Source organism: Bordetella sp., from assembly GCF_051960075.1.
Lineage (GTDB): Bacteria > Pseudomonadota > Gammaproteobacteria > Burkholderiales > Burkholderiaceae_B > Bordetella.
Genome location: NZ_JBQCER010000103.1, coordinates 30,671 through 52,010, shown reverse-complemented (window position 1 = coordinate 52,010; position 21,340 = coordinate 30,671). Strand labels below are relative to the sequence as shown.

Here is a 21,340-nt window from a genome sequence, read left to right as displayed (position 1 = left end):
CAAGCCTCTATCCTAATGCCGTAATTGCAAGCCCGCGCCCATATTGCAATTCCTTGAAACGATATGACTGTTCATCATGTACGACATGATTGTGCGACGTCATATATCTCCGCATGCATGAAGGCATCACGAAACTGTCGTTGGGTTTGATAGCCGGCTCACCTAAAGTTCGAGCCTATGCACAACTTCGCTTTCATCATTGCGGGCTTCGGCGTAGGCCTGACCGTCGGCCTCACCGGTGTAGGCGGCGGATCACTCATGACGCCCGTGCTCGTTTTCTTTTTCGGCATGAAGCCGTATCTGGCCGTGGGCACGGACCTGCTCTTCGCGGCCCTCACCAAATTGAGCGGCACGGTGAGCCTGGCGCGCCGGCGCATGATTCCCTGGCGCGTGGTGGCGCAGCTCTGCGCCGGCAGCATCCCGGCGGCGCTGGCCTCTCTGTGGTTTCTGGACCGCCTGGGGGCCGATAGCGCGGCCGCGCAGCGCATCATGACCACGGCATTGGGCGGCGCCTTGCTGCTCACGGCCGCGGCCACACTCTACAGAGCAATCGCGTTTTCCAGGCATGCTTCGCCGCGCGGGCCCGAACCCGCGACGGCCCGGCAAGCCGCATCGGTCACGCGTGCGCGCCACGGCAGTCTGCCCGTGCTGCTGGGCGCCGTCATCGGCGTGCTGGTCACCTTCACTTCCGTCGGCGCGGGCGCGATCGGCGTGACAGTGCTGATGATGATTTTTCCGGCACTGCCGCTGCCGCGCATCGTCGCGGCAGACATCGCTTACGCCGTGCCGCTCACGCTCGTCGCCGGCCTGGGACACGCCACGCTGGGCACGGTGAACTGGCCGCTCCTGGGCCTGCTCCTGACGGGCTCGCTGCCCGGCATCTGGCTGGGCACGCGCCTGGTCGCGCGCACCCACGAGCGCGCCCTGCGCGCCGGGCTGTCGGTGCTGCTCGTGCTGGCGGGCGCCAAACTCATTTCCATCTAGACACATCCATGAACACGCAAAGCCCGATCTCGCAACGCAACGCGCCTGCCAAGGCCCCGGATCTGTACGCGCGCGCCAGCGACAACCATGCCGAAAAACTGGCCGCGACCAAGGTGCTGCTGCGCCACGCGGCTGAGCACGCGCGCGCGCGCGGCCAGGTCGTGCAAGCCTCCAGTCTGGGCGCGGAAGACGTGGTCATCACCCACCTCATCGACGCGCTCGCGCTGGAGATCCCCGTCTTCGTGCTGGAGACCGGCGCGCTGCACCACGAGACGCTGGCGCTGCTCGAACGCACGCAGGCCCGCGCCACGGCGTGCGCGCCCGTTCACGTCTATCGCCCTTCTGTGGAGTCCGTGGTGCATTTCATCCGCGACCATGGCCAGGACGCCATGTACCGCGGCATCGAACTGCGCAAGGCCTGCTGCGATATCCGCAAGATGGAGCCGCTCGCGCGCGCGCTGGCGGGCAAGAGCGGCTGGATCACCGGCCTGCGCCGCGAGCAGTCCAGCGCCCGCGCCGACGTGCCTGCCATCGACGCCGGCGAAGTCCAGACCAAGGGCCTGACCAAGTTCAATCCGCTGGCCGACTGGACCTGGGGCGATGTATGGCACTACATCGCCGAAGAGAACGTGGACTACAACCCGCTGCACGACCAGTTCTATCCCAGCATCGGCTGCGCGCCCTGTACGCGCGCCATCAGCGTGGGCGAGGACTTTCGCGCGGGGCGCTGGTGGTGGGAGAGCGAATCCGCCAAAGAGTGCGGCCTGCACGTGCGCCCCGCCGGGCCGCCCCAAGGGGCTGACGGCTCCGTTGGGCGGCAGCGAACGGCGTGAGCGTGAGGGCCCTCATCTCAAGAAATAACAGGAACCGAAATATGAACGCCCGCGTAGAAATCCCCGTACTGAACCGACTGAGCAATCGCCATCTGGATGCCCTGGAAGAAGAAACCATCTTCATCCTGCGCGAAGTGGCCGCCGCCTTCGAGCGGCCCGCCCTGCTGTTCTCGGGCGGCAAGGATTCGCTGGTCATGCTCAAGTGCGCCGAAAAAGCCTTCGGCGCCGGCCGCATTCCTTATCCGCTGCTCATGATCGACACCGGGCACAACTTTCCCGAGGTCACCGCGTTCCGCGACTTGCGCGCCAGGGAGCTGGGCGCCCGTCTCATTGTGCGCAGCCTGGAAGATTCGATCGCGCGCGGCGCCGTACGCCTGGCTCACCCCGATGAGCCGCGCAATGCTCACCAGTCGGTGACGCTGCTCGAGGCCATCGATGAATTCCGTTTCGACGCCCTGATCGGCGGCGCGCGCCGCGACGAGGAAAAAGCGCGCGCCAAAGAACGCATCTTCAGCCATCGCGACAGCTTCGGCCAATGGCAGCCCAGGGCGCAGCGGCCCGAGCTCTGGACGCTTTTCAACACGCGCATCGCACCCGGCGAACACTTCCGCGTCTTCCCCATCAGCAACTGGACGGAACTGGACGTGTGGCAATACATCGAGCGCGAGAACATCGGCCTGCCCTCGCTCTATTACACCCATGCGCGCCAGGTCGTCGAACGCAAGGGCCTGCTCGTGCCCGTGACCGAACTCACCCCGCCGCGCGAAGGCGAGACCGTCGTCACGCGCGACGTGCGCTTTCGCACCGTGGGCGACATCACCTGCACCTGCCCCGTGCCCAGCCTGGCCGCCACGGCGGGCGACATCGTCATCGAGACGCTGGCGGCCGAAGTCAGCGAACGCGGCGCCACGCGCATGGACGACAAGACCAGCGACGCCTCGATGGAAAAACGCAAGAAAGACGGTTACTTCTGATGAACACGACGAATTCGAACCTTGCCGGCGCCGATCCCGCGCCGGCCGCAACCCACCCCGGCACGGCCCGCTCCGATCATGAATCGGCCCTGAGCTTCATCACCTGCGGCAGCGTGGACGACGGCAAGAGCACGCTTATCGGACGCCTGCTCGTGGACAGCCGCGCCGTTCTGCAGGACCACCTGGCCGGCGTGCAGCGCGCTGGCGAGACCGATCTGGCGCTCCTGACCGACGGTCTTTCCGCCGAGCGCGAGCAAGGCATCACCATCGATGTAGCCTATCGCTACTTCGCCACCGAGACGCGCAAATTCATCATCGGCGACGCGCCGGGCCACGAGCAGTACACGCGCAATATGGTCACCGCCGCGTCGCAAGCCGACGCCGCCGTGGTACTGGTGGACGCCACCAAGCTCGACTGGCGCGACCCTGCCCTCGCCCTGCTGCCGCAGACGCGCCGCCACAGTCTGCTGGCGCATCTGCTGCGCGTGCATACGCTGGTGTTCGCCGTCAACAAGCTGGACGCGGTCGAAGATCCCGCCCTGGCTTTCGACCACATCCGCTCCCGTATCGGCGCCTTCGCGCACGAGGCGGGCATCCACGCCCAGGCCATCGTTCCCGTCTCGGCCCTGAAAGGCTGGAACGTGGTGGACGCCCGGCCGGGGTGGTGCGGCTACGAGGGTCTGAGCCTGCTGCAGATCCTGGAGCGGCTGCCCAACACCCCGCCCGACGCCGACTTGCCGCCAGCCCTGCCCGTGCAGTGGGTGGAAAAGCCGTATGCCGCGACCGACGCCGGCCAGGGCCGTCGCGTCTTCTGGGGTCGCCTGGCCGCGGGCCGCTTTGCGCCCGGCGCGGCGGTGCAGGTATTCCCCAGCGGGCAGATCGCCACCGTGACCCAGGTGCTGGACCATGCCCGCCGCCCCGCCGCCGTGCCCACGGGCCAGAGCGCGGGCATTGTCCTGGATCGCGAAGTGGACGTCGCTCGCGGCGACTGGCTGGTGGCCGCCCCGCTCAAGGGCGCGGCGGCCGAAGACGACTTCGATACCGCCACCGCGCAATCCGCCTGGCCCGGCCTGCGCGAACTGCGCGCCACCGTCGCCTGGATGGACGACGAACCCCTGGTGGCCGGCCGCGTGTACTGGGCCCTGCACGGTCATCGCTGGGTCAAGGCCAAGGTGCGTCGCGTGGTGCATCACCTGAACATCCACACGCTGGCCGAGGAAGACGATGCGACCGAATTGGCGCCCAACGCCATCGGCCGCGTGGAGCTGCTGCTGCAGGAACCCCTGCCCGCCGCGCCGTTCGCGCGCTCGCGGGTGCTGGGCTCGCTCATTCTCGTCGACACGGCCAGCAACAAGACCGCGGGAGCTGTTCTGGTCGACGCGTAGCCCGACGCGAGACGCCCGGTTCAACAGAATGTAATCCCAATTGGTTTAACTTCTGATCTGCCCCCCAGAATACAATCCCTCCCCATAAATGGGGACATATTTATTCTGGAGCCGCTACACCGAATGGGAGATTCCTCTTGAAGAACAAATCGCTTTGCGCCATTGCCGCGCCCCTGATCGCCGGCCTGGCGCTGTCCATGAACGTCACCGCCGTGTCGGCTGCCGAGAAGACGTCCATCGTCGTCGGCGCCGACACGACCTTCCCGCCCTTCGAAACCGAGGTGAACGGCAAGGTGACGGGCTTCGACATCGACATGATCCGCGCCATCGCCAAGGCCGAAGGCCTGACGGTCACCATCAAGACCCTGCCCTTCAGCGGCCTGATCCCCAGCCTGCAGGCCGGCTCGATCGACGCCGCGGTCGCCGGGATCACGATCAAGACCAGCCGCATGCAAAGCGTCGACTTCAGCGACGCCTACTACAAGTCGGGCCTGTCGGTTCTGGTCAAGGACGACTCCAAGATCACCGGCTTCGGCGATCTGAAAGGTCACGTGGTCGCCACCAAGAAGGCCACCTCGTCGGTCGACTACATGACCTCCCACGGCATCGACCCGCAGTACATCAAACAGTTCCAGGATATCGACAGCGCCTACCAGGCCCTTGAAACCAACGGCGCCGACGCGGTGATCTTCGACAATCCGGTCAACGTCAACTTCAAGACGCAGCACCCGAACGTCAAGACCGTCGGCGCTCTGCTGACCGGCGAGTACTACGGCATCGCCGTGAGCAAAAAGGCGTCCGGCCTGGATGCCAAGATGAACGACGGCCTGGCCAAGATCAAGAAGAGCGGCGAGTATCACCAGCTGTTCGTCAAGTATTTCGGCGGGGACATGAGCGGCGCGGTCGACGGCGTGGAAAAGCCGGCCGACGTGGCGGTGAAAGACTGAGCCTTCACGCGCTCAGTTTGGGTAAAAGCGAAACGCGCGGTGCGGGGCACGCATTGCGCGTTTTCTCTTTGCTCGATGTCCGCGCAAGCTGCGGCATCATCAAGATCATTACAGAAAGACCATAAGGCAAAACTTATGCACGTAATCTGGCAAAACCTGCCGGTCATCCTCGACGGCCTGCGCCTGACGATCCAGTATGCGATCGTGGCCATCGTCCTCATGGTGATCATCGGCCTGATCGCGGCGCTGATGCGCCTGTCGCGTTTCAGCGTCCTGCGGTGGATCTCCTCGGCCTACGTCGAGATCTTTCGCTCCACCCCGCTGCTGGTGCAGCTTTTCTTCATCGTGCTCGGCCTGCCGGCCATTCTGCCGGTCAATGACTGGTTCGGCCAGTTGATGTACCCGATTCTGGCGGCGGCGTTCACGCTCAGCCTGAACGAAGGCGCCTACGTGACCGAGATCGTGCGCGCCGGCATCCTGGGCGTGGACCGCGGGCAGAAAGAAGCCGCGGCGAGCATCGGCATGAACGGCATCCAGACGATGATCCACATCGTGCTGCCGCAGGCGTTCAAGCGCATGATTCCGCCGCTGGTGAATCAGGCGGCCCAGACCGTCAAGGACACCTCGCTGCTGGCCCCCGTGGGCATCATCGAGCTGGTCTACAAAGGCGAAATCGTGATCGCGGCCACCTTCGAATCGTTCAAGATCTGGGGCCTGATCGCCATTCTGTACTTCATCATCATTTTCTCCGTGTCCAAGTGCGCGTCTTATCTGGAGAGGAGGCTGCAAGTTGATAAGCGTTAAAAATCTCCATAAGTCCTATGGCGAGACCGAGATTCTCAAGGGCATCGACAACCACGTCGACGCGCGCGAGGTCGTCGTCGTCATCGGCCCGTCCGGCAGCGGCAAGAGCACTTTTCTGCGTTGCCTGAACGGCCTGGAAGAAGTCACCAGCGGCGAGATCGAAATCGCCGGCATGAAGCTGACCGATCCCAAGACCAACATCCACAAGCTGCGCCAGCACGTGGGCATGGTGTTCCAGCAGTTCAATCTGTTCAAGCACCTGACGATCCTGGAGAACATCACGATCGGCCCGCGCAAGGTCAAGAAGATGTCGGTTGAAGACGCCAACAAGATCGCGCGCGGGTTGCTGGCCAAAGTGGGCCTGTCGAACAAAGAAAGCAGCTTTCCCGACCAGCTCTCCGGCGGGCAGCAGCAGCGCGTGGCGATCGCCCGCGCGCTGGCGATGCAGCCCGACGTGATGTTGTTCGACGAGCCGACTTCCGCGCTCGACCCCGAAATGGTCGGCGAGGTGCTGCAGGTGATGAAAGACCTGGCGCACGAGGGCATGACCATGGTGGTGGTTACCCACGAAATGGGCTTTGCACGCGAAGTCGGGCATCGCGTCATTTTCATGGACGGCGGCTACATCGTCGAGGAAGGCAAGCCGCAGGACATCTTCTCGAACCCGCAGGCCGAGCGCACCAAGAACTTCCTGGCCAAGGTGCTGTAGTTTTGAATACGGGCCGGGGCGTCAGGCGCCCCGCCCGGTTACCGTCCAGGGTCGGCCCGCAGGATCGCTGCCTCGCGGCAAGTCCTGCCGCCCGCGGACACTCCCTCAGCCAAACAATTTGTTCGCCGTCCCGGCGATCAGCTCGCCTTGGTGGCGGGCGCCGGCAAGCTCGATGGCGCTGGGCTGGCGCTGCCCCTGTCCGCCGGCGATCGTCGTCGCGCCGTACGGGGCGCCGCCCACGATTTCGTCCAGCGTCATCTGCCCTTGATGGCTGTATGGCAGGCCGACGATGATCATGCCGAAGTGCAGCAGATTGGTGATGACCGAGAACAGCGTCGTCTCCTGTCCGCCGTGCTGGGTCGCGGTCGAGGTGAAAGCGCCGCCGACTTTGCCGTTCAGGGCGCCGCGCATCCACAGGCCGCCGGCCTGGTCGAGAAACGCGGCCATCTGCGACGACATGCGCCCGAAACGGGTCGGCGTGCCCACGACGATGGCGTCGTAGTCGCCGAGCTCGGCGACCGCCGCCACCGGCGCCTTCTGGTCGAGCTTGAAATGCGAAGCCTTGGCCACCTCCTCGGGTACCGTTTCCGGCACTCGCTTGACGTCGGCCGTGCCCCCCGCGGAGCGAGCGCCTTCGGCGATCGCGTTGGCGAGCGTCTCGATGTGCCCGTAGGAGGAGTAGTACAGAACGAGAACCTTGGACATTTGAATGACTCCTTGTGGAGAAACCCGGCGATGCCGGCGAGGTTTGGTGGAAAAAGCGCTCACACGGTCTCCACCACGACCAATTCAGAGTCTTCGGCAGCGGCGAACCGGCCGCCGCTATGTCCTTCGCCGACGCGGCGTGCGCATTAGCTCTGGACAGCAGCCACCGCGCTGGCCACCACGCCGACGTTGTTCTTGTTCAGGCCCGCCACGCACATGCGCCCTGAACGCAGGACATAGACACCGTATTGCGCGCGCAGGCGGTCCACCTGCTCGGCGCTCAGGCCGGTGTAGGTGAACATGCCGCGCTGGCTTAAATAGCGCTCGAGGGCCGGCCCGTGCACATGGCCTTGCAAGCCTTTGTGTATCGCATGGCGCATGGCGAGAATGCGCTCGCGCATCGCGCCGAGCTCGGACTCCCACAGCGAGCGCAGCGCCGGGGTATTGAGCACACGCGCCACGACGCTGGCGCCGTGGGTCGGCGGATTGCTGTAATTGGCGCGCACCGTGCAAGTTAGCTGGCCCAGGACGCGCTGGGCTTCGTCCTTGTCGGCGCACACCACGCTCAGGCCGCCGCAGCGCTCGCCGTACAGCGAGAAATTCTTGGAGAAGGAGTTCGCGACCAGGCAGGTGATGCCGGCGTCGGCCAGCAGGCGCGGCGCATAGGCGTCCTCGTCAAGCCCGTCGCCGAAACCCTGGTAGGCCATGTCGACGAAGGCGATCAGGTTGCGCTCGCGCAGCACCGGGACGAGAGCTTGCCACTGCTCGTGATTCAAGTCGACGCCGGTGGGGTTGTGGCAGCACGCGTGCAGCAGGACGATGCTGCGCGCGGGCAGGCCCTCGATGGCGGCCAGCATTTCGTCGAAGCGAAGTCCGCCTGTGTTGCTGTCGTAGTAGGGATAGGTGTTCACCTTGAAACCCGAACCTTCGAACAGCACGCGGTGGTTTTCCCACGAAGGGTCGCTGATCCAGACCTGCGAATCCGGGAAGTAGCGCTTGAGAAAATCGCTGCCCACCTTGAGGGCGCCCGAACCGCCCAGCGTCTGCAGGGTGGCGATGCGCCCTGCCTTCTGGGCCTCGCAGCTGCTGCCGAAAACCAGCGACTGGACCGCGCTGCGGTAGTCGGCAAGGCCCGACATGGGCAGGTAGGGACGCGCGCCGGGCCCGGCCAGCACTTGCTGCACCGCCTGCTGCACGGCCTCCATCACCGGCAGCTTGCCGTTGTCGTCGAAGTAGATGCCGATACTCAGGTTGACCTTGCCCGACCGCGGATCGCGCTGGAAGTCTTCGTTCAGGCTGAGGATGGGGTCGCCCGGGTAGGCAGTGACTTTTTCGAACATGATGGGTCTCGAGTCAGGTTTATCGACAATATGGCTAAAGCCGTTCTTGCCTTGATCATACCGTCGATGCGCGTCGGCCCGGAACCCGCCTACACAGCGTAGCGCGCCTGATCCAGATCGGCGATCAGCGTCGGCCCTGAAGGATGCCAGCCCAAGCGGGTTTGCGTCCAAGCGCTGGAGGCCGGTAGGTCCAGGCTCACGAACGCGGCCATCCAGCCAAAATGCGCCGCGGCCTGCTCCGGGACGATGGAGACGACCGGCAGCTTCAGGCCTCGGCCCAGCGCCTGCGCGATCTCGCGGCTGCTTATTCCTTCTTCTCCCACCGCATGAAAACGCGCGCCCCGCTCGCCCGCTTCCACCGCGAGCCGATAGAGGCGCACGACATCGGCAAGATGGCCTGCGGGCCAGAGATTGGCGCCCTCGCCCACATAGGCGACGACGCCGGTCTTGCGGGCGATATCGATCAGCGGCGAGATGAGGCCTTGCCGCCAGGGATTATGGACCTGCGGCAGGCGCACCACCGATACGTTGATACCCGCCTCCAGCAAGGCGTTGCCGGCCTGTTCGGATGCAATGCGCGGATTGGGATGGCTGGCGTCGAAGACATCTTCGGTTGCGAGCGCGCCATGCCCACCGCCGCCCATGCCGGTTACGGAAGTCATGATCAGCGGCCGGTCCGACCCGGCGAGCGCCGACCCCAGCGCGCCGATGGCGCGCCTGTCTTTATCGCAGTTCTCGACGAAGCGGGAGAAATCATGATCGAAGGCCGCATGGATGACCGCGTCCGCCTGTTCAGCGCCGCTGCGCAGACTGTCCAGGTCTTCCAGCGTCCCAAAATGTGCCTGGGCGCCCGCGGCGGTAAGCGCCTGCGCTCCGGCTTGCGAGCGGGTCATGCCGATAACCTGGTGACCGGCCCCCAGGAGTTCGGGAACCAGGGCCGAACCGATGAAACCGGTCGCGCCGGTGAGAAAGATACGCATGGTGAAGACTCCTTGATGGTCGGGCCCACACTATCCGCGCTACTCTTATCCCGTTAAAGTAGTGATCACATCATAGTAAAAAAACTAACAGGATCGTCCCATGCCCGTTGCCGCCGCCAGTTCGCTGGGGGACTTTCTCAGAAGCCGCCGGGAACGCCTGGATCCGGCCAGCTTCGGCCTTTCCGGGCGCAGGCGCACGCCCGGATTGCGCCGGGAAGAAGTCGCACAGCGCGCCAGCATCAGTCCGACCTGGTACACCTGGCTCGAGCAGGGGCGCGGCGGCGCCCCCTCGGCCGTCGTGCTGGAGCGCATCTCCCAGGCCCTGATGCTGACCGACGCGGAGCGCGAGCACCTTTTCATGCTGGGCCTGGGACATCCGCCCGAAGTGCGCTACAGGGCGGTCCAAGGCGTCAATCCCCGGCTGCAGCGCCTGCTCGATTCGCTCGATGCCAGCCCCGCCATCATCAAGACGGCGACCTGGGACGTGGTTGCATGGAATCGCGCAGCGGCCGTGGTGCTGACCGACTATGCCGCGCTGCCGGCGGACCAGCGCAATATTCTGCGCTTCCTGTTCCGCAACCCCGGCGTACGGGCCAGACAGCACGACTGGGAAAACATCGCCCGCTATGTCGTGAGTGCCTTCCGGGCCGATGTGGCCCGCGCCGGGGTCAGCTCCGAGGTCGGCGACCTGGTCGACGAACTGCGCGGCGCCAGCGCCGAGTTCGACGCCCTGTGGCGCGACAACGAGGTGCTGGGCCACGCCGAATCAGGCAGCACCAAGCGCCTGCGGCATCCCGAACTGGGATCGATCGAACTGGAATACTCGGCCTTTTCCGTCGACGGCAGGCCGGACCTGGGGATGATCGTCTACACCCCGCTGGACGAGGCTGTCGCCCGGCGTATCAGGCAGCTCGCTCAGTGCACCGCGCCGGCGCCCAGCCAGCCGTCCAGCGCCCGACCGTCGCGCAGCAGCTCGGCGCTGTCGCCCGAATAGACGGCGCGGCCGCGCTCCAGCACCAGCGCCTGACGCGTGATCGGCAGAATCTGGCGCGCATGCTGCTCGACCAGGATGACGGCCATGCGCCCCTGTTTGACCATGCGGTCGATGATGCCCAGCAGCTCCTGAGCGATCTTGGGCGCAAGGCCTTCGAGCGGTTCGTCCAGCAGCAGGAGCTTCGGGTTCAGCATCAGGGCGCGGCCCATGGCCAGCATCTGCTGTTCGCCGCCCGAGAGCTGGTTGCCCAGGTTCATGCGCCGTTCGCGCAGACGCGGAAACATCGCGTAGACCCGCTCCAGCGTCCAGTCGCCAGGCCGCGCGACCACGGTCAGGTTTTCTTCCACGGTAAGCGAACGGAAGATGTCGCGCTCCTGCGGCACCCAACCCAGGCCGGCCCGGGCGCGGCGATGGCTGGGCACCTGGGCGATATCGGCGCCCTCGTAGAGGATGCGGCCGCGCCGCAGCCGCGCCGCGCCCATCAAGGTCGCCAGCAAGGTGGTCTTGCCCATGCCGTTGCGGCCCAGCAAGGCCAGGCTGTCTCCGGAGGCCAGCGACAGGCAGATGTCTTCGAGTATGACGGCATCGCCGTAGCCCGCCCATACGTTTTCCAGGCGCAGCAGCTCAGACATGGGCGTCTCCCAGATAGACTTCCTTGACGCGCGGGTGATCCGCGATCGCCTCGGGCGTGCCCTCGACCAGCAAGGCGCCGGACACCAGCACCGAAATGCGCTCGGCAAAACGGAAGACCAGATTCATGTCGTGCTCGATCAGCAGAATCGTGACGTCGCGCGGCAGTTGGGCGATGGTCTCGAACAGTTCCTGGCTCTCGCCGGTGGGTACGCCGGCCGCCGGCTCGTCCAGCAGCAGCACCTTGGGCCGCAAGGCCAGCGCCAGGGCGATCTCGATCAGGCGCTGGCGGCCGTAGGCCAGGCTGCGCGTGCTGGCGTACGCATCGGGCAGCAGCCTGAGCTGCGCGAGGATGGCGGCGGCCTCGTCGAGCACTTCGCCGTGCGAGGCCATCGGCTTCCACCAATGCGTGCCCAGGCCCGAGCGCTCGCTCACGGCCATGGCCACCGACTCGAGCACCGTCATGTCCATGAACAACTGATTGATCTGAAACGTACGCACCAGCCCGCGGCGGCAGCGTTCGTGCTGAGGCATGCCGGTGACGTCCTGCCCGAGCAGATCGACTCGGCCGGCGCTCGGCTCCAGCAGGCCCGTCAGCAGGTTGATGAGCGTCGTCTTGCCCGCGCCATTGGGGCCGATCAGCGCATGACGCGCGCCCTGTTCGATGCTCAGGCTTACCCGGTTGGTGGCGACGAAACCGCCGAAGTTTCGCACCAGATCGTGAGTTTGCAGCGCGACGCTCATGCGGGGTTCTCCGTGCGCGCTCGCGCTCGGGCACGCTGGCGGTTCGACTCGATCCATTGCATCGCGGTGCCCAGGATGCCGCCGCGCGCGAACAGAACGACCAGCACCAGAATCAGGCCCAGCCAGAACTGCCAGTACTGCGGGTTCATGTCGGAGAGAAGATAGTTCATGACGACATAGACGATGGCGCCGACGAGGCCGCCGTACAAATGCCCTGCCCCGCCCAGAATCAGGATCAGCAGCAGATCGGCCGAGCGCTGGAAGCCCAGCGTATCGAGCGAGACGAACTGATTGGTCTGGGCCAGCAGCGCGCCGGCCACGCCGGCGTAGGCGGCGCCGATGGTGTAGATCTTCACCAGCCGGCCGTGCACCGGCACGCCCAGTGCCGCCATGCGCAACGCGTTCATGCGGATGCCGCGCAGGCTCAGGCCGAAGGGGGAATGCACCAGGCGTCGGGCCAGCCAGAACATGACGAACAGCACCGCGAGCGAATACAGATAACCGACACGGCCGAACATGTCGAAGTCGAACAGACCCAGGACCGGCTTGACGTCGACGCCCGGCATGCCGTCCACGCCGCCCGTGATGCTGGTGAACTTATTGGCCAGCTCGTAGAGCATGAGCGCCACGCCCAGCGTGACCATCAGGCGCGACAGGTCGGTGCCGCGCAGAAGCAGAAAGCTGCTCAGAAAACCCAGGAGGCCGGCGCAGGCGGCCGCCAGCGCCAGGCCGAGCAGCGGATCGCCCAGACCGTGCGTGCCCAGCAGGCCCACGGTGTAGGCGCCCACGCCGAAGAACGCGGCATGGCCCAGCGAAATGATGCCGGCGTAGCCGAAGATCAGGTCCAGCGACAGCGCGAACAGGCCCGTGATGGCGATCTGGCTGAGCAGCAGATAGTTTCCCGGAAAGGCGAAATAGGCGATCGCCGGCAGGCACCAGAACAGGTATTCCAGGGGCTTCCAGCGCGAGCGCAGGCGAAAGCGGTCCGGCGCGGCGGAAGCGGTCAAGGTAGGTGTCGTCATTTGTGAGCGCGTCCGAACAGGCCATGAGGGCGAAAGATCAAGGTCGCCACCATGACCGCATAGATGATGAAGGCGCCGATCTGCGGCACATAGTATTTGCCGACCACGTCCGCCACGCCCAGGAGAACGCCGGCATAGAGCGAACCGAGAATGTTGCCGTTGCCGCCGACGGACACGACGATCAGGAAGTACACAAGGTACTTCACCGGAAACTCGGGATCGAGCCCCAGCATCTGCACGCCCAGCGCCCCGCCCAGGCCGGCCAGCGCGGATCCCAAGGCGAAGGTCAGACTGAAGACGCGGTTGACGTCGATGCCCATGCCGCGCGCAATGCGCTGATTGTCCACCGACGCGCGCAGACGCGCGCCGAACGACGTCTTGATCACCGACCACTGCAGCGATGCGGCCACGAGCAGGCCGACCACGACCAGGAACAGGCGATATACGCCGATGTCCAGGCCCGGCAGGTGGATCTGCCCGGAAAGATACGCCGGCAGATGCAGCGGCTGCTGCTGCGAGCCGAAGAAATAATGCGCGGCGGCCACGGCCATAAAAACCAGGCCGATGGAGAACAGCACCTGATCCAGGTCCGACGCCGCATACAGGCGCCGGTAGAGCGTGCGCTCGAGAATCACGCCGGCAACGGCGGGCACGATCATTGCCACCGGCAGCGTCGCCAGGAACGGTACGCCGTACCGGTTGAGCAATATCGTGCAGGCATACCCGCCCAGCATGGCGAAGGCGCCATGGGCCAGGTTGACGAAATTCATCAGACCCAGCGTCACGGAAAGACCGACGCTGATGAGGAACAACAGCATGCCCAGGGCGATGCCATCGAAAAAAATAGTCATGATTCATCCAGGTGCGATGAGTTCGGGCATGGCGCGGACAGACGAGCCCGCACCATGCCCGGCGATCCGGGCAGCGGGGATCACTGCGCCTGCTTGACCGGATCCTTCACTGCCTTGATCGTGTCGAACTCGACGTTCTGCAGCACGCCGTTCACGCGCTGGACTTTGCGGATATAGACGTTCTGGATGATGTCGCGAGTCTGCGGATCGATTTCCACGGGGCCGCGCGGGCTCATCCACTTCATGCCCTTGACCGCCGCGATGAACGCCGGCGCGCTCGCATCGCCCTTGGTTTTTGCCAGGGCCTTGTAGATCAGGTCCATGCCGTCGTATCCGGCCACGGCCACGAAGTTCGGGCGATCGTGCGGGAAAGCCTTGGCATACGCGGCCGTGAAGGCCTTGTTCTCGGGCGAGTCGTGCACGGCCGAATAGTGGAAGGAAGTGATCATGCCGATCGCCGCGTCGCCCATCGCATCGAGCACGTCCTCGTCGGTCACGTCGCCGGTGGCCAGGGCCTTGATGCCGGCCGCTTCCAGGCCCAGCTCTTTATAGCCCTTGGCCAGCGCCACGCCCTGCTCGCCGTTGGGCACGAAGAAGAACACGGCATCGGGCTTGGCGTCTTTCACGCGCTGCAGGAAAGGCGCGTAGTCGGGGGTGCTGACCGGCGTGCGGATCTCGCCCACGACCTGGCCGCCCAGGCTGGTGAAGGTCTTCTTGAACTGGTCGCCCGCATCGTGCCCCGGACCGTAGTCGGACACCAGGGTGTAGACCTTGCGGATGCCGTTGGCATAGGCCCACTGCGCCATCGGTGCCGTGTCCTGCGGCGTGGTCATCGACACGCGGGTGATGTAGGGAGATTTCTCGGTGATCGAGGCCGTCGCGGCATTGAGCACCACCATCGGCACCTTGGCCTCGGTGGCCAGCGGGGCGACCGCAAAGGCGTTCGGCGTCAACGTGTAACCCGCCAGGATATCGACCTTGTCCTTGATCAGAAGTTCCTGCGATTGGCGCTTGGAGACGGCCGGCGCGATGCCGGTGTCGTCCTTGTAGATGATTTCCACATGGCGTCCGGCGACCGTGTCGCCGTGCGCCGCGAGAAACAGATCGATGCCGTGCTTGATCTGCTTGCCGTGCGCGGCGAACGGGCCGGAGATCGGCACCACGACGCCGATCTTGAGGTCTTTGGCCTGCGCCGAACCGGCCGCAGCCGCCGTGCCCAACGCCACGGCCAGCGTTCCCAGCGTTTTTATAAGTTTCATGTCTCGCTCCTGATGGATGGGTACTGCAAATAAATAAGGCGCCCGGTCTTTCAACCGCGCAATTGTCGCTCCAGCTCGTGCAGCACCTGGTAGCACGGCAGCACCTGCGCCACGCTGGAATTGGGCTCGCGCCCTTCGCGGATGGCCGCGAAGAATTCGCGGTCCTGCAGCTCGATGCCGTTCATCGAGACCGCCACGCGGCTCACGTCGATCGCTTCGTCCTTGCCGGTGACCAGATCGTCGTAGCGGGCGATGTACGTGGCGGTGTCGCCGATGTAGCGGAAGAACGTACCCAGCGGGCCGTCGTTGTTGAAGCTCAGCGACAGCGTGCAGATCGCGCCGTTGGCCGCCTGGAGCTGGATCGACATGTCCATGGCGATGCCCAGCTCCGGATGGATAGGCCCTTGCAGCGCGTTCGCCTTCACGACCGGACTGCCGCACTGGTAGGCGAACAGGTCCACCGTGTGGGCGGCGTGATGCCAGAGCAAATGGTCGGTCCAGCTGCGCGGTTCGCCCAACGCGTTCATGTTCGTGCGGCGAAAGAAATAGGTCTGCACGTCCATCTGCTGGATGTGGAATTCGCCGCTTGCGATGCGCTGGTGCACATACTGATGGCTGGGATTGAAGCGGCGCGTGTGGCCGCACATGGCCACCTTGCCCGATTCGCGCGCCAGGGCGACCAGCGCCCGGGCGTCGGCCAGCGTATCGGCCATGGGAATCTCGACCTGCACGTGCTTGCCGGCCCGCAGGCAGGCCATGGCCTGGGACGCATGCATCTGGGTCGGCGTGCACAGGATCACGGCGTCGACCTCGGGAAGCGCCAGCGCCTCGGCCAGCTCCGTCGTCGCATGGCCGATGCCGTATTTCTGCGCTACCGCGCGGGTCTTGTCCAGATCGCGGCTCACCAGCGATACGACCTCGACGCCGTCGATGCGGGCGATGCCGTCCAGATGCTTGATACCGAAAGCGCCGGCGCCCGCCAGGGCGACCTTCAACGTTTGCTGCGACATTATTGTTCCTCCAGAATCAGATGCCCGACCGCCGTGTTCGAGGCCGGCACATGGTAGAAGCGGTGCACGACGCGCGGCGCGGGGCCGCCCGCCGCGTCGGCCATGGCGCCGCGCGCGATGAGCCACATGACCAGCTCGATGCCCTCGGAGCCCGCTTCGCGCACGTAGTCGATATGCGGCACCGCGGCCTGCCCTTGCGGGTCGGCGATCAGACGATCGAGAAAGGCGTTGTCGAATTCACGGTTGATCAGGCCGGCGCGCGGCCCCTGGAGCTGATGGCTCATGCCGCCGGTGCCCCAGATATGGACGTTCAGCGGTTCGTCGTAGCTTTCGATCGCGCGGCGGATCGCGCGGCCCAGTTCGAAGCAGCGCCGACCCGAAGGCACCGGGTACTGCACCACATTGACCGCAAAGGGAATGACGGGGCACGGCCAGGCCTGCGGCTGGCCGCACATCAGCGACAGGGGCACCGTCAGGCCATGGTCCACGTCCATCTTGTTGACGATGGTGAGGTCGAAATCCTGTTGGATGACGGACTGGGCGATGTGCGAGGCCAGCTCGGGGTGACCGATGACCGTGGGCACGGGACGCGCGCCCCAGCCCTCGTCGGCGGGCTGGAACTGGGCCGCGCAGCCGATCGCGAAGGTCGGGATCATCTCCAGGCTGAAGGCCGTGGCGTGATCGTTGTAGACCAGAAAGACGACGTCGGGACGCTGGTCACGCATCCATTGCTTGGACGGTTCATAGCCCTTGAACAAGGGCGCCCAATACTCGGTATCGGACTTGCCCAGGTCCAGGGCGGCGCCGATGGCCGGCACGTGCGAGGTATAGACGCTGGCGGTGATGCGGGCGTGCTGCGTATTCATGGCTTGGGTTCTCCGATTTTGCGGTTCCCTTCGATGGAACGGCCGCCGGCCAGCATCATCGCGGCGTAGTCTTCCTGCGACATGCCGGTCATGCTGGCCGCCATGTACTGGAAAGAACGCCCGTCGGTGGCGCCCAGCTTGGCAAGGAAATAGATGTTGCCGCCCAGCTTGATGCAGCGATTCAGGTCGCGCGCCAGCACAGCCTGCTTTTGCTCTTCGGTCATGGGCCATTCATCGAGATAGGCGCGCTCGTCGGCGCGAAAGCGCTCGCGGTTCTCCGACTTCATCAGCGACATGCAGAACTGGTTCAGGTGATAGCCCTTGCGGGACTGATCGGCGTCGAAGACCGTCGTGCCGGGAATGTCGGTATAGGGTTTGTTCAAAGACATGGCTCAACTCCAGTACAAGCGGTTCGGGTTGTCCACCAGCAGCTTGCGCTGCAGCTCGACGGTCGTGGCGATGGACGGGATATAGTCCACCAGCAGGCCGTCGTCGGGCATGTGGTCTTTGAGATTGGGGTGCGGCCAGTCGGTGCCCCAGAGCACGCGATCGGGGAAGGTCTCGACCAGGCGCCGCGCGAAAGGCACCACATCGCGGTAGGCGTGCTGCTCGCCGCCCAGCGCCGCGGGGCCGGACCGGCTCAGGCGCTCGGGGCAGCTCACCTTGCTCCAGATGTTCGGATGGTCGCGCATCATGCCCACGAAGCGCTCGAACTGCGGCCCGTCCACCGGCAGGGTCACGTCGGGCCGGCCCATGTGGTCGACCACCACGGTAGTCGGCAGCGTCGTGAAAAAATCGTATAGCTCGGGCAGGTCCTGCGCCTCGAAATAGACCACCACATGCCAGCCCAGCGGTGCGATGCGCGCGGCGATGTCGGTCAGCACTTCGCGCGGCGTGAAGTCCGCCAACCGCTTGACAAAGTTGAAGCGCGTGCCGCGCACACCGGCCTCGTGCATCGCGTGCAGCTCTGCGTCGGTGACGTCTTGCGACACCGTGGCCACGCCGCGCGCGCGGCCGCCGCAAGCCAGCAGCGCGTCGATCAGGGCGCGATTATCGGTGCCGTGACAAGTGGCCTGCACGATTACGTTCTTGTCGAATCCCAGGTGGTCGCGCAACGCGAACAGGGCTTCCTTGGGCGCGTCGCACGGGGTGTATTTGCGCTGCGGCGCATAGGGAAACACCGCGCCCGGACCGAACACGTGGCAATGCGCGTCTACCGCGCCTGGCGGCAGACGAAAGCGCGGGCGGCTCGGGCCGTCGTAGTAATCGAGCCAGCCCGGGGTCTTCATGAAAGTTTCTGCGGTCGTCATGCGCGGCTCTCAGTCGATGTACTTGAGGCCGGCCTTCTCCAGGCCCGGTCGCATGTTGTAGAAATCCAGGCCGAGCACACCCGAGGCGAACAGCTCGCGCTTGTCGGATTCGTTGTCCTCGCGCGCTTGCGCCTGGGCAGCCACCTGCGCCGCGACGGCGCAAGGCACGATCACCACGCCGTCGGTGTCGGCCAGCACCACGTCGCCCGGCATCACCGCCGCTCCGGCGCACACCACCGGCACGTTGACCGAACCCAGCGTACCTTTCACCGTGCCCTTGGCGCTGATGGCCCGGCTGAATACGGGAAACGCCATGGATTCGAGCGTGTCGACGTCGCGCACGCCGCCGTCGATGATCAGGCCGCGCGCGCCGCGCGCCTTGAACGATGTGGCCAGCAAGTCGCCGAAGAATCCGTCGGTGCTGTCGGTGGTGCAGGCGGCGACCACCACGTCGCCGGGTCGGATCTGTTCGGCCGCCACGTGCAGCATCCAGTTGTCGCCCGGCTGCAGCAGCACCGTCACGGCCGTGCCGCACAGTCGCGCGCCGCGCCAGACCGGACGCATATAGGGCTTCATCAGGCCCACGCGTCCCATGGCTTCGTGCACGGTCGCCACGCCGAAGCGCGACAGGTGTTCGACCACGGCCGGATCGGCGCGCTCGATGGTGCGGCGAACGACGCCGAGCTGATTCAAGGGAACAGTCATTTTCGTATTCCTTCGCGGCCTTTCACAGGCCCTTGGCTTTAAGGGCGGCATCCAGGCGCGGGTAGACGCGGCGCGCGTTGCCTTCGTAGATCTGGAAACGGTCTGCGTCGCTCAACTCGGCCGTGGCTTCGATATAGCGCTTGGTGTCGTCGAAATGATGGCCGGTTTCCGGATCGATGCCGCGTACCGCCCCGATCATCTCAGATGCGAACAGGACGTTCTTGACCGGGATCACACGCGTGAGCAGGTCGATGCCGGGCTGGTGATAGACGCAGGTGTCGAAAAACACGTTGTTGAGCAGGTGTTCGTCGAGCAAGGGCTTTTTCAGCGCCTGCGCCAGGCCGCGGAAGCGTCCCCAGTGATAAGGCGCCGCGCCGCCGCCGTGCGGGATCACAAAGCGCAGGGTCGGGAAATCCTTGAACAGATCCGACTCCAGGCATTGCATGAAAGCCGTCGTGTCAGCGTTCAGGTAATGCGCGCCCGTCGTGTGAAAGCACGCATTGCAGCTGGTGGACACATGGATCATGGCCGGGATGTCGTACTCGACCATTTTTTCGTAGATGGGATACCAGGAGCGGTCCGACAACGGCGGCGACGTCCAGTGCCCGCCGGAGGGATCCGGGTTCAGGTTGATGCCGACCGCGCCGTATTGCCGGACGCATTTCTCCAGCTCGGGAATGCAGGTGGCCGGATCCACGCCCGGCGATTGCGGCAGCATGGCCGCCATCGCGAACGAATCGGGAAACAGCTGCGCCACGCGATGGCACAGCTCGTTGCAGATCGCCGCCCAGGTGCTGGAGACGTCGAAATCGCCGATGTGATGCGCCATGAAACTGGCGCGCGGCGAAAAAATGGTGAGATCGGAGCCACGCTCGCGCATCAGGCGCAGCTGATTGGTCTCGATGCTCTCGCGCAGTTCGTCGTCGCCGATGCGCAGATCCGAAACGCGCGGCTTGGCCGCGGGATTCTTGATGCCGGCGACCTGCCTGTCGCGCCAGTCGGCCAGCGCCTGCGGCGCGGTCGTGTAATGCCCATGGCAATCGATAATCAGGGGCTTTCTGCTCATGTCGAATGATTCCTGTGTAGTCAAAAGGCCGCCGCGGGCACCATGGCGTCGCCGCGCATGATGTGCCGCGCGGTACGCAGCAAAGCCGCCCTGGCGACTTTCTGGGGATCTTGCGGATCGAGCTCCAGCTCGACCGTGAATTCGCCGCTGGGGTGTTCGATCGACACCGACTTGCTCGAACCCTCGGGCAAACGCGCCACGCCTTCGGTCACCGAGCCTTCAAGCACGCAGGCCGTACCCACCGTGACCGCGGCCAGCACGCCGATGGCCTCGTGGCACACGTGCGGAATGAAGCTGCGGGTGCTGATCGCCCCGCCTGCCTGCGGCGCGGAAATCAAGGTCATCTTGGGGTAGTTGCGCCCCGACACATCGCCCAGGCCCATGAGCTGCCCGGTATGCAGCCGCAGGGCCTCGATGCGGGCCTTGAGCGCCCGGTCGGCGTTCAATTGGGCGGGCGTTTCCTGGCCCGTGCATCCCAGATCCTGCGCGCGCAGCAGCACCAGCGGCATGCCGTTGTCGATGCAGGTCACGTCGATGTCGAAGGCCGTGAAATCCGCGCCCGCAGGCGGTTCGACATGCACGGTATCGCGCACGCGGCCGGTGGGCAGCAAGCCCGAGCACACCGAGCCCGCGGTATCCAGAAAGTTGATCGTGATGGGCGCGCAGTGTCCGGGGACGCCGTCGATATGGGCATCGCCCTCGTAAGACACCGCCCGTCCGCCCTCGGGCGTCTCGGGCGTCAAGACGGTGATGTCGCACAGCATGCCGGTGTTGCGCGTGAGAACGCGGGCCGTGGTGGTATCGCCCTGGGCCGGGATCAGGCCGCGTTCCAGCGCGAAAGGCACGACGGCGGCGAGCATGTTGCCGCAGTTGGGCGTCGTGTCGACCTTGTCGCTCTCGGGCTGCAGCTGGGCGAAGAGAAACTCCAGATCGACACCCGGCGTGGTGCCCGGACGCACGATGCCGACTTTGCTGGTCAGCGGATGGGCGCCGCCCAGCCCGTCGATCTGGCGCTTGTCGGGCGAACCCATGACGGCCAGCAGCACGCGGTCGCGTGCCGCCACGTCGGCCGGCAGATCGGATTCGAGGAAAAAAGGCCCGCGCGAGGTACCGCCCCGCATGAACAGGACCGGAATAGGCTTTTGCATCTTGCCACCCATGACCACGAGAATGACGAAATTATGAGCGCGGGCAACGCCGCGAATAAGAGCCTGAGCCCACT

The 21,340-nt window shown here is 65.3% G+C and carries 23 protein-coding genes; 8 read left to right on the top strand and 15 right to left on the bottom strand.

All coding sequences use genetic code 11. From position 1 onward, the window contains the following. The first annotated feature begins 177 nt into the window (after window positions 1-177). The 7 genes from ACTHJ1_RS18550 (at window position 178) to ACTHJ1_RS18520 (ending at window position 6,636) form a co-directional block, all read left to right on the top strand. A complete protein-coding gene (locus ACTHJ1_RS18550) occupies window positions 178-984 on the top strand; it encodes a sulfite exporter TauE/SafE family protein (protein WP_440195713.1) in 807 nt (268 codons plus the stop codon). An 8-nt stretch (window positions 985-992) separates the two neighbouring features. Beyond that, a complete protein-coding gene (locus tag ACTHJ1_RS18545) occupies window positions 993-1,817 on the top strand; it encodes a phosphoadenylyl-sulfate reductase (protein WP_440195710.1) in 825 nt (274 codons plus the stop codon). Window positions 1,818-1,858: 41 nt separating this feature from the next. Next, entirely contained in the window at window positions 1,859-2,791 is a 933-nt protein-coding gene (gene cysD, locus ACTHJ1_RS18540) for a sulfate adenylyltransferase subunit CysD (RefSeq protein ID WP_440195707.1), read from the top strand. After that, window positions 2,791-4,176 (top strand): sulfate adenylyltransferase subunit 1, encoded by a 1,386-nt coding sequence (locus ACTHJ1_RS18535; RefSeq protein WP_440195704.1) that lies wholly within the window; start codon window positions 2,791-2,793, stop codon window positions 4,174-4,176. The genes cysD and ACTHJ1_RS18535 overlap by 1 nt, the downstream gene beginning before the upstream one ends. Before the next feature lie 137 nt (window positions 4,177-4,313). Further along, on the top strand, window positions 4,314-5,123 hold the full coding sequence (locus ACTHJ1_RS18530) for a transporter substrate-binding domain-containing protein (protein ID WP_440195701.1): 810 nt from the start codon (window positions 4,314-4,316) through the stop codon (window positions 5,121-5,123). Between the two features lie 135 nt (window positions 5,124-5,258). Further along, window positions 5,259-5,927 carry an amino acid ABC transporter permease gene (locus ACTHJ1_RS18525; protein ID WP_440195698.1) on the top strand — a complete coding sequence of 223 codons (669 nt, stop codon included), beginning with the start codon at window positions 5,259-5,261 and terminating at the stop codon, window positions 5,925-5,927. After that, window positions 5,914-6,636 (top strand): amino acid ABC transporter ATP-binding protein, encoded by a 723-nt coding sequence (locus tag ACTHJ1_RS18520; protein ID WP_440195695.1) that lies wholly within the window; start codon window positions 5,914-5,916, stop codon window positions 6,634-6,636. Before ACTHJ1_RS18525 ends, ACTHJ1_RS18520 begins: the two co-directional genes overlap by 14 nt. Window positions 6,637-6,741: 105 nt before the next feature. On the opposite strand, the gene wrbA is transcribed toward ACTHJ1_RS18520, so the two are convergent. From wrbA to ACTHJ1_RS18505, 3 genes are all read right to left on the bottom strand, one after another. Further along, on the bottom strand, window positions 6,742-7,341 hold the full coding sequence (gene wrbA, locus ACTHJ1_RS18515; RefSeq protein ID WP_440195693.1) for an NAD(P)H:quinone oxidoreductase: 600 nt from the start codon (window positions 7,339-7,341) through the stop codon (window positions 6,742-6,744). A 146-nt stretch (window positions 7,342-7,487) separates the two neighbouring features. After that, window positions 7,488-8,681 (bottom strand): amino acid aminotransferase, encoded by a 1,194-nt coding sequence (locus ACTHJ1_RS18510; RefSeq protein ID WP_440195690.1) that lies wholly within the window; start codon window positions 8,679-8,681, stop codon window positions 7,488-7,490. A gap of 89 nt (window positions 8,682-8,770) precedes the next feature. Next, entirely contained in the window at window positions 8,771-9,661 is an 891-nt protein-coding gene (locus tag ACTHJ1_RS18505) for an SDR family oxidoreductase (protein WP_440195687.1), read from the bottom strand. Window positions 9,662-9,761: 100 nt separating this feature from the next. Between ACTHJ1_RS18505 and ACTHJ1_RS18500 the strand changes: the two genes are divergently transcribed. Further along, window positions 9,762-10,655 (top strand): helix-turn-helix transcriptional regulator, encoded by an 894-nt coding sequence (locus ACTHJ1_RS18500; RefSeq protein WP_440195684.1) that lies wholly within the window; start codon window positions 9,762-9,764, stop codon window positions 10,653-10,655. On the opposite strand, the gene ACTHJ1_RS18495 is transcribed toward ACTHJ1_RS18500, so the two are convergent. The 12 genes from ACTHJ1_RS18495 to ACTHJ1_RS18440 form a co-directional block, all read right to left on the bottom strand. Further along, window positions 10,577-11,287: an ABC transporter ATP-binding protein gene (locus ACTHJ1_RS18495; protein WP_440195681.1), complete on the bottom strand. Its 711-nt coding sequence runs from the start codon at window positions 11,285-11,287 to the stop codon at window positions 10,577-10,579. The genes ACTHJ1_RS18500 and ACTHJ1_RS18495 overlap by 79 nt on opposite strands. Beyond that, on the bottom strand, window positions 11,280-12,029 hold the full coding sequence (locus ACTHJ1_RS18490; RefSeq protein WP_440195678.1) for an ABC transporter ATP-binding protein: 750 nt from the start codon (window positions 12,027-12,029) through the stop codon (window positions 11,280-11,282). The genes ACTHJ1_RS18495 and ACTHJ1_RS18490 overlap by 8 nt, the downstream gene beginning before the upstream one ends. Beyond that, a complete protein-coding gene (locus tag ACTHJ1_RS18485; RefSeq protein WP_440195675.1) occupies window positions 12,026-13,051 on the bottom strand; it encodes a branched-chain amino acid ABC transporter permease in 1,026 nt (341 codons plus the stop codon). Before ACTHJ1_RS18485 ends, ACTHJ1_RS18490 begins: the two co-directional genes overlap by 4 nt. Next, entirely contained in the window at window positions 13,048-13,902 is an 855-nt protein-coding gene (locus ACTHJ1_RS18480) for a branched-chain amino acid ABC transporter permease (RefSeq protein WP_440195672.1), read from the bottom strand. The genes ACTHJ1_RS18485 and ACTHJ1_RS18480 overlap by 4 nt, the downstream gene beginning before the upstream one ends. A gap of 80 nt (window positions 13,903-13,982) precedes the next feature. Further along, window positions 13,983-15,161, bottom strand: coding sequence for an ABC transporter substrate-binding protein (locus ACTHJ1_RS18475; protein ID WP_440195669.1), 1,179 nt, complete (start codon window positions 15,159-15,161; stop codon window positions 13,983-13,985). Window positions 15,162-15,211: 50 nt separating this feature from the next. After that, on the bottom strand, window positions 15,212-16,171 hold the full coding sequence (locus tag ACTHJ1_RS18470; RefSeq protein ID WP_440195666.1) for a Gfo/Idh/MocA family oxidoreductase: 960 nt from the start codon (window positions 16,169-16,171) through the stop codon (window positions 15,212-15,214). Further along, window positions 16,171-17,037 carry a class III extradiol dioxygenase subunit beta gene (locus ACTHJ1_RS18465; protein ID WP_440195663.1) on the bottom strand — a complete coding sequence of 289 codons (867 nt, stop codon included), beginning with the start codon at window positions 17,035-17,037 and terminating at the stop codon, window positions 16,171-16,173. The genes ACTHJ1_RS18470 and ACTHJ1_RS18465 overlap by 1 nt, the downstream gene beginning before the upstream one ends. Beyond that, complete coding sequence (ligA, locus tag ACTHJ1_RS18460; protein WP_440195660.1) at window positions 17,034-17,426, bottom strand: protocatechuate 4,5-dioxygenase subunit alpha; 393 nt, start codon at window positions 17,424-17,426, stop codon at window positions 17,034-17,036. The genes ACTHJ1_RS18465 and ligA overlap by 4 nt, the downstream gene beginning before the upstream one ends. 3 nt (window positions 17,427-17,429) lie before the next feature. Then, window positions 17,430-18,347 (bottom strand): amidohydrolase family protein, encoded by a 918-nt coding sequence (locus tag ACTHJ1_RS18455; RefSeq protein WP_440195657.1) that lies wholly within the window; start codon window positions 18,345-18,347, stop codon window positions 17,430-17,432. A 9-nt stretch (window positions 18,348-18,356) separates the two neighbouring features. Continuing rightward, window positions 18,357-19,052 carry a 4-carboxy-4-hydroxy-2-oxoadipate aldolase/oxaloacetate decarboxylase gene (gene ligK, locus ACTHJ1_RS18450; protein ID WP_440195654.1) on the bottom strand — a complete coding sequence of 232 codons (696 nt, stop codon included), beginning with the start codon at window positions 19,050-19,052 and terminating at the stop codon, window positions 18,357-18,359. Between the two features lie 22 nt (window positions 19,053-19,074). Next, window positions 19,075-20,103, bottom strand: a complete 1,029-nt coding sequence (locus ACTHJ1_RS18445; protein ID WP_440195851.1) for an amidohydrolase family protein — start codon at window positions 20,101-20,103, stop codon at window positions 19,075-19,077. 35 nt (window positions 20,104-20,138) lie between these two features. Next, window positions 20,139-21,266, bottom strand: coding sequence for a 4-oxalomesaconate tautomerase (locus ACTHJ1_RS18440; protein ID WP_440195651.1), 1,128 nt, complete (start codon window positions 21,264-21,266; stop codon window positions 20,139-20,141). Window positions 21,267-21,340 lie beyond the last annotated feature (74 nt).

Bases quoted from the DNA above. Each gene is read 5' to 3' on its own strand.
- ACTHJ1_RS18550 (WP_440195713.1), top strand. From the start codon at position 178: ATGCACAACTTCGCTTTCATCATTGCGGGCTTCGGCGTAGGCCTGACC.
- ACTHJ1_RS18545 (WP_440195710.1), top strand. From the start codon at position 993: ATGAACACGCAAAGCCCGATCTCGCAACGCAACGCGCCTGCCAAGGCC.
- cysD (WP_440195707.1), top strand. From the start codon at position 1,859: ATGAACGCCCGCGTAGAAATCCCCGTACTGAACCGACTGAGCAATCGC.
- ACTHJ1_RS18535 (WP_440195704.1), top strand. From the start codon at position 2,791: ATGAACACGACGAATTCGAACCTTGCCGGCGCCGATCCCGCGCCGGCC.
- ACTHJ1_RS18525 (WP_440195698.1), top strand. From the start codon at position 5,259: ATGCACGTAATCTGGCAAAACCTGCCGGTCATCCTCGACGGCCTGCGC.
- wrbA (WP_440195693.1), bottom strand. From the start codon at position 7,341: ATGTCCAAGGTTCTCGTTCTGTACTACTCCTCCTACGGGCACATCGAG.
- ACTHJ1_RS18510 (WP_440195690.1), bottom strand. From the start codon at position 8,681: ATGTTCGAAAAAGTCACTGCCTACCCGGGCGACCCCATCCTCAGCCTG.
- ACTHJ1_RS18505 (WP_440195687.1), bottom strand. From the start codon at position 9,661: ATGCGTATCTTTCTCACCGGCGCGACCGGTTTCATCGGTTCGGCCCTG.
- ACTHJ1_RS18500 (WP_440195684.1), top strand. From the start codon at position 9,762: ATGCCCGTTGCCGCCGCCAGTTCGCTGGGGGACTTTCTCAGAAGCCGC.
- ACTHJ1_RS18495 (WP_440195681.1), bottom strand. From the start codon at position 11,287: ATGTCTGAGCTGCTGCGCCTGGAAAACGTATGGGCGGGCTACGGCGAT.
- ACTHJ1_RS18490 (WP_440195678.1), bottom strand. From the start codon at position 12,029: ATGAGCGTCGCGCTGCAAACTCACGATCTGGTGCGAAACTTCGGCGGT.
- ACTHJ1_RS18485 (WP_440195675.1), bottom strand. From the start codon at position 13,051: ATGACGACACCTACCTTGACCGCTTCCGCCGCGCCGGACCGCTTTCGC.
- ACTHJ1_RS18480 (WP_440195672.1), bottom strand. From the start codon at position 13,902: ATGACTATTTTTTTCGATGGCATCGCCCTGGGCATGCTGTTGTTCCTC.
- ACTHJ1_RS18475 (WP_440195669.1), bottom strand. From the start codon at position 15,161: ATGAAACTTATAAAAACGCTGGGAACGCTGGCCGTGGCGTTGGGCACG.
- ACTHJ1_RS18470 (WP_440195666.1), bottom strand. From the start codon at position 16,171: ATGTCGCAGCAAACGTTGAAGGTCGCCCTGGCGGGCGCCGGCGCTTTC.
- ACTHJ1_RS18465 (WP_440195663.1), bottom strand. From the start codon at position 17,037: ATGAATACGCAGCACGCCCGCATCACCGCCAGCGTCTATACCTCGCAC.
- ligA (WP_440195660.1), bottom strand. From the start codon at position 17,426: ATGTCTTTGAACAAACCCTATACCGACATTCCCGGCACGACGGTCTTC.
- ACTHJ1_RS18455 (WP_440195657.1), bottom strand. From the start codon at position 18,347: ATGACGACCGCAGAAACTTTCATGAAGACCCCGGGCTGGCTCGATTAC.
- ligK (WP_440195654.1), bottom strand. From the start codon at position 19,052: ATGACTGTTCCCTTGAATCAGCTCGGCGTCGTTCGCCGCACCATCGAG.
- ACTHJ1_RS18440 (WP_440195651.1), bottom strand. From the start codon at position 21,266: ATGCAAAAGCCTATTCCGGTCCTGTTCATGCGGGGCGGTACCTCGCGC.